This is a genomic window from Zooshikella ganghwensis DSM 15267 (assembly GCF_000428585.1).
GTDB classification, from domain to species: Bacteria; Pseudomonadota; Gammaproteobacteria; order Pseudomonadales; family Zooshikellaceae; genus Zooshikella; species Zooshikella ganghwensis.
Genome location: NZ_AUAF01000326.1, coordinates 1 through 2,008 on the forward strand (window position 1 = coordinate 1; position 2,008 = coordinate 2,008).

General features: G+C 35.3%; 2 protein-coding genes. One reads left to right on the forward strand and one right to left on the reverse strand.

Annotation, left to right across the window (positions count from 1 at the left end; translation table 11 throughout):
* Positions 1 to 128 precede the first annotated feature (128 nt).
* Positions 129 to 746 carry a ferric reductase-like transmembrane domain-containing protein gene (locus F607_RS33330; protein ID WP_027710409.1) on the reverse strand — a complete coding sequence of 206 codons (618 nt, stop codon included), beginning with the start codon at positions 744 to 746 and terminating at the stop codon, positions 129 to 131.
* A gap of 164 nt (positions 747 to 910) precedes the next feature.
* Here F607_RS33330 and F607_RS0126555 point away from each other — a divergent pair, with 164 nt between their 5' ends.
* Entirely contained in the window at positions 911 to 1,672 is a 762-nt protein-coding gene (locus tag F607_RS0126555) for an AraC family transcriptional regulator (protein ID WP_051311874.1), read from the forward strand.
* The last annotated feature ends 336 nt before the right edge of the window (positions 1,673 to 2,008 follow it).

The following is a 2,008-nucleotide window of genomic DNA, read 5'->3' on the forward strand; positions in this document are numbered from 1 at the left end:
CATGGTTTTCATTAGACATGAGTTAATTCAGGTTATAACCACTAACAGTATTGCTTTACCTGCAATGCCTTAGCTTCTAAATGGCCAAAGTCGAGGTATAAATAAAAAATTATTTAGCATTAGCAAGCTTATGTAGTTGATTTATGTGAAAAACGCATATACTGGAAAAAAATAAGGGGTATCATAGTAAAAATAATAATATATACGCCTATAGTACCTTGAAATAATACATGAATGATAATTAATGCTTGTGCTATGTAGACAGTTTTGTGTAATTTTTTCCATTTTATCCACCCAAGTAGTTGCATACTTATGCTGTTACTTGTCATAGCTAATGCAGTAAAAATAATAAAAGATATGAAGCCAGAGGCGATAATAGGGTGAAGTATTAAAGCCGCTACTGGAAAATACCCATGTTCAGCAAAACAACTAGCAACGACTATAATGAAATGTGTCGCTGTAAGAATAAAAACTGAAATTCCTAAGTCACGCTTAATAGGTATTAGACGCTTAACTGTTGTGAAATTAGGGAAAAAGCTATTGATTGGGCTTAAATACAGTAATAATACAAATATACTATAAGTGATGAAACCTATTGTAGATGATAAAGCGTTCCAGCTTTGCTCGTAAGTTGTAGAGCTATCTATATAGATGTAGCCAATTGATAGAAAATAAGCTGTACATAAGATAGTGCTATACCAAATGAATAACCTTATCCAGTTAATACGATTTAAGTGATTAAGCATAACATAACCTACCAACTAAATATGCTTTAAATGATTTGAACGTTAGTATCATTGTTTTTTGTTAATTATAAGGCTGTAGGAACTACGTATTTAACTATATACTAACCTGTAACTAAGATAGTTATTAATAAGTGTCATCAGTTTGATTTATTAGGCCATTTGCAGTGCATTTACCCTTCTCAGTCGAAATTATTGATCGCAGTGCGTCAAGTCATGGTGTTTGGCACTCACATGCTGAAGGACAGATTTTTATGCTGTACAGAGGCTTGATTACCGTTGAAACATATGTAGGGGTTTGGGCTATACCACCAAAGCTAATTGGATGGATACCACCCAACTGTAACCATTGTGGTATTTCATATGGTCAAATTATAGCGAGTAGCATTAAAGTAACTGCAGAATACTGTAAGCTTTTACCAGATACTCCATGTGTTGTAAGTGCTTCTACTTTAATGCTTGCCTTAATAGACCGCCTTGATAGCGCCTACTTAGAGAGGGTATTGGGTACACCTGAAATTAATGTCTTAAGGGTATTAGTTGACGAAATTGCGAGGGCGGTGTGTGAACCATTATACTTGCCGATGCCTACTGATCCTAGGCTTACTAGAATGGCGCTTGCCATTATTAATGAGCCAAGTAGTCAGGTGTCACTTGATGAGTGGGCCGTACAGCTGTATATATCAAGGAGAACACTTACTCGTAGGTTTAAAAAAGAAACAGGCCTATCTCTTGGGCAATGGCGCTTGCAGGCTAAACTCCACTATGCGTTACGTATGTTATCTGAAGGTAGTTCAGTTACTCAAGTGGCAATTGATCTAGGCTATAACAGTATTAGTGCTTTTTCTCGGAGTTTTAAAAGTGTATTTGGTTTTAGCCCATCTTTCTGTAGTGATACAAAAAGGATTTTACAAGTCAGGACCAGTTAGCACTCATTTTTCACAATGGTTGAATAGAGATTGCAACAGAATATTTTAAAAGAATAGAATTTTTATTACACAGTTCAGTATGCAGGGCAATCGCATATAAATTTACACCGAACAAATTAGCTTCATTAAATATTCATGATCCCAACCAGCAGAGAGTCTCTTATTTTTTATTCCATTTTTATAACAATACTGTGGACAGTTTTTGGCTGAGAGTCGTAGGTTGTACCAAAGATAGAAACTTCGAGAATGCGGTTATCAACGTCGTATTGTTACAGGAATCTATCTTTGGAAAGCATAGTAAAAACGGTTTTACGCTCAATGTCCAACGTTAATAAA